Source organism: Ruegeria sp. YKSD179 (assembly GCF_059612885.1).
Window position 1 is genome coordinate 1 of the sequence record NZ_JBXWRL010000111.1, and the last position, 4,041, is coordinate 4,041.

The 4,041-nt window shown below is 52.0% G+C and carries 4 protein-coding genes and 1 pseudogene; 3 read left to right on the plus strand and 2 right to left on the minus strand.

Annotated features, from left to right (window positions below):
- The 3 genes and pseudogenes from AC2FNE_RS24435 to AC2FNE_RS24445 form a co-directional block, all read left to right on the plus strand.
- Positions 1–186 (plus strand): annotated as a pseudogene (locus AC2FNE_RS24435) (dihydrodipicolinate synthase family protein); the annotation flags it as partial.
- Positions 187–446: 260 nt separating this feature from the next.
- Positions 447–752 (plus strand): SH3 domain-containing protein, encoded by a 306-nt coding sequence (locus AC2FNE_RS24440; protein ID WP_170482055.1) that lies wholly within the window; start codon positions 447–449, stop codon positions 750–752.
- 322 nt (positions 753–1,074) lie between these two features.
- Positions 1,075–1,506, plus strand: a complete 432-nt coding sequence (locus AC2FNE_RS24445; protein WP_170608707.1) for an adenylate/guanylate cyclase domain-containing protein — start codon at positions 1,075–1,077, stop codon at positions 1,504–1,506.
- Positions 1,507–1,867: 361 nt separating this feature from the next.
- On the opposite strand, the gene AC2FNE_RS24450 is transcribed toward AC2FNE_RS24445, so the two are convergent.
- Both AC2FNE_RS24450 and AC2FNE_RS24455 read right to left on the minus strand, forming a co-directional pair.
- Positions 1,868–2,719, minus strand: coding sequence for an NAD-dependent epimerase/dehydratase family protein (locus tag AC2FNE_RS24450; RefSeq protein ID WP_217362413.1), 852 nt, complete (start codon positions 2,717–2,719; stop codon positions 1,868–1,870).
- A gap of 212 nt (positions 2,720–2,931) precedes the next feature.
- Positions 2,932–3,702 (minus strand): HpcH/HpaI aldolase family protein, encoded by a 771-nt coding sequence (locus AC2FNE_RS24455; protein ID WP_170608759.1) that lies wholly within the window; start codon positions 3,700–3,702, stop codon positions 2,932–2,934.
- Between the last annotated feature and the right edge of the window lie 339 nt (positions 3,703–4,041).

Sequence of the window (4,041 nt, forward strand, 5' to 3'; positions counted from 1 at the left end):
GCCCTTCAACGTGAGCTATGGACCGTGAACCAGGTCTTTGCTCGCTTCAATTTAGCAGGCGCTGTGAAGGCAGGCTTAAGGCTCCAGGGATTTGACTGCGGGGAGCCCGCGCCACCACAGGCCGCGCTGTCTGACGCGCAGATCAGCGTCGTGAAAGCGGCGTTGGAACAGGTTGGCGCTCTTTGATCTTTTGCCCAGATGGGAATGTCCGTTTCGTCCGCGTAGCGGTCGTTGGCTGGACGATCGGTCAAAGGCTGCTTTGTCCGCAAAGCGGAAGCTCTCGCCGACTGCAGCGAATGACCTTGTCGAGCTCAAATTAGACCTTCGGCATAATTAAGAATTTTAGTTCAATGTCGGTTTAAACGTGCACATTCTTAGGTCAGGGAGTTTCGCTTGATGATCAAAGACGCTAGGATTGTAGTTGAGGCAACAGGCAGGTTAACGTTATGCGCAGTGCAATATTCTTGCCCTTGGTGGTATTTTTCCTAAGCGCCATTGTCTTAGCTCAATCCGCGACTGCAGCTTCTCTTGGGCGATACGAGGTTTTTGGCGTTGAAGACGGAGACATGCTGAAATTGCGAGCAGGACCGGGAATAGGTTTCAACGTGATAGTGGGCCTTCCAAATGGAACCGCTTTACGAGTTCACAGTTGCGAGCAGACCGGCGGCACCCGTTGGTGCCGCGTATCCTTGCAACGTGCGCGTGGTCTGAAGGGATTTGTCTCTTGGGCATATTTGCGAAAAATTCGATAATAGGACTGCGGCGACACCACCTAAAACGCCCGGGTTTTGTCAGCAGAAGCTAAAATGAGTTGATAACGGAGTTTTTCTAGTCTCAGCCAATACTCTACGCATAGTAGTCTTTCAACCAAATGGCAGCGAATAGCTACATCGAACACAAAGTGAACCTTGAAAAGCCAGTTGATTCGTCAACGTACAGGACTGCCGAACTGTTTCCCTTCCGGTGGTTTGCAAAGTCCAACAAGATCGGCCATAAATTTTTGTGAACGTTAGCACATGCAACTACAGCGCGCCAAAACAACACGCCGCAGCTTATGCGATCTGGAGATAAATTTTGGAACGTAGGCTAGCAGTGATAGTGGCCGCCGATTTTGTGGGTTTTTCGCGAATGATGGGCGAAGATGAAGCAGACACTGTCAATGCAGTGCGAAAACTGCGTTCTGAAACCTTCGATCCCATTCTCGCGGAATATGGCGGCGCAATCCTCAAATCGATGGGGGACGGATGGCTTATGGAGTTTTCAAGCGCGGCTGGTGCAGTAAATGCGTCCATGCAAATTCAGGATCGTATGCCGAGGCACACGCCAATCGCCTTGCGCATAGGAGTAAATATCGGCGATATCACAAAAACAGAAGAAGACATCTACGGGGATGGGATCAACATCGCGTCTCGTTTGGGGTGGCCGCGATACTCAAGACAGACAAAGCCGCTCGTGCAGCGGCCTCGGAGGCATCAGGATCCATGCTTTGAGCAACGGGTGGACTAGTTGAATTTGCAGTTAAAAATGCCGCGAAAACTAAGATTCGTCTCAATGTACAGGCTCATTTGCCAGAAAAAATGGAAGACTAAGCGATGTCCCATTAACTTAGCATGGCACGGATAAGAATGCCGCGCCTTTTGCCATATATGTTTTGCTGTCAATCAATTTGATCTCGATTGTGACGCTCTAAAGACACCCGTTCGAGTTTTGTCGGTTGATGAGCCGATTTCACCGATCGATGGTACCGAAGCGAACGACAGCTTTGTCCGCAGACCAGACGTTCGGCTAACCACTTAACGCGGCGCTGCAGCGAATGACCGCTCTGAGCCCCACTCGACGGTTGCCGCGTCGTCATCATTTGTCGGCTTTAGGCGAATGGTATCGGAAAAGTCGAAAACGCGTCATCCTGAGGTGCGTATCCAAGCACTCTACAGGTTTCGGTCAAATCAAGTCGCTTAAACCGATTGTTAGAGATGCCGTGCGCGATAAAACTCCCGTCGATCTCTGCTTGGACTGCGCGATCAATCAGGTGCGTCGCATCGCGATGACTAAGCCACGCGCTTAGGTCACGCATGGTTTCAAGTGGCGGGCCGTCCGCAGGTTCGAACGCCCCTATTCGCAAGGAGACGCAGGACATGCCGTGCTGCGTCGCATAAAACGAACACAAGGCTTCCCCATAGCACTTTGAGACGCCGTAGAGATTGGCCGGGGCAACAGCCATTCCCGGAACGATTTGCCGGTCTACGGGGTATCCTTCGATGGTTTGCGCGCTGCTCGCGAAGACGAAGCGGCGGACGTTTGCCTGACGAGCAGCTTCGATCAAATGGGTTGTCGCCAATATGTTGGCAGGCAGCACTTCGTCAATTTCTGCATTCGGGTCGGGTACGCCTGCGAGATGTACAACGGTATCCACTCCTTGACATAAAACCGCTGCAGCATTTGCATCCGAGAGATCAGATCGCACGAAATGATGCTGACCTGAAACAGGGTACGTGGGCTCATTCAAATCGGTCAGCACAAACTGATACCGCTCTTGATATGCGGCAAAAAATGCCCTCCCAATCCGACCCGACGAACCAGTTACAAGCACCTTCAGCATGGTCTGTCCCCCAATCTCTGCGACACGGTGGTTAGCCCTAAAGTGACTGTAAGCAAAAGGAAAGCAGACATTCAGTTCAGTCTGCTTTTCGGTAACTTTGTCCGCGAAGCGGTCGTCCATGCGGAACAATCGCACCGCGCTGTGGCTAACAGCAGGTTTGTCCGCAAGGCAGACGTTGACGGAATTTTGCCGAATGACCGCACCGAGCCCGAAGCCGTCGTTCGATTTCAATTAAACTGGCGTACTTTCTACGAAACAGCCAGACACAATGACCGCATGAGCGAACGTGCGGTCTTTGCTTGTATCAGATCCGAAAGCTCAATGCGCCCACGTTACTTCATATCCTCATACTCCGATAGACGAGCTATCACAACGCGGCGAAGTGCGGTCATATCGATGTCGATTGCGGTGAATACGCTGCCTGCGTCGAAAACGAGGCCCAACAGTTCCGGATCCGAGGAAAGAAATCCGGCGGGTTTGCCAAGGGCACGCACGCGGTGAATGGTGTTGACGATCGCCTCTTTGACATCGGGGTGTTTCAAATCTCCGGGGCGCCCTAGGCTGGCGGCCAGATCCGCTGGGCCGACGAAGACGGCATCAATGCCGTCTGTGGTGGCAATCTCTTCAAGATTGTTCATGGCTTCTCGCGTTTCAATCTGAACAATCAGGCAAATCTCTTCGCGTGCTTTAGTGAAGTAATCGGGGATTGCAGCAAATCTGTTTGCGCGTGTACCCCCGGCAACCCCGCGCAAACCGGCGGGCGGATAGGTGACTGCCGCCGCTGCAAGCCGCGCCTCTTCTCCGTTCTGCACATATGGCACAAGAATCGTCTGTGCGCCGATATCCAGCATTTTCTTGATCTCAGCGACGTCGAGGCTTTTCACCCGTACAACCGGTTCCACCGGATAGGCTGACATGGCATGCAACCCGTGCAGAACTTCCTGAACATCGCGCGGAGAATGTTCGCAATCGAGTACGATCCAGTCATAGCCGCACCCGGCCAGCATTTCACTCATGGCGGGGTCGCGGATCGAACTCCACAAACCCAGTTGCTGGTTACCTTGCAGGATGGCTTCTTTGAAATGGTTCTTTGGCAAGTCCATTGAGGGTTCCTTTTCAATTTACTGCTATGAGCAGGTCTTGCACGGTATACGCCAGATTTTTCCCAGTCTGCTATACACCTTAAAGCGGACATTCGACAAAAGCGCTCAGATGACCGCCTTGAGCCCAAAACTGACGTTAATTAGCTTGTGAGCGCAGCTCCGCAACGAATGATTGCTTGAGCCCATGATATTAGGTTTGGCAGCATTTAGCTAAAACGCTGGCTCTTAATGGTGCGGTTCTCCTAGAGTGTTCGAATTAGGATGAAACGAGGGAGGAAAATTATGCTCGATACGACATTGACGGGTCAAACACAGGCATTTCTCGATTCTTTTGGTACA

What these genes read in the sequence shown, in the direction of transcription:
- AC2FNE_RS24440 (WP_170482055.1), top strand. Translation starts at nt 447, where the DNA reads ATGCGCAGTGCAATATTCTTGCCCTTGGTGGTATTTTTCCTAAGCGCC.
- AC2FNE_RS24450 (WP_217362413.1), bottom strand. Translation starts at nt 2,719, where the DNA reads ATGGACGACCGCTTCGCGGACAAAGTTACCGAAAAGCAGACTGAACTG.
- AC2FNE_RS24455 (WP_170608759.1), bottom strand. Translation starts at nt 3,702, where the DNA reads ATGGACTTGCCAAAGAACCATTTCAAAGAAGCCATCCTGCAAGGTAAC.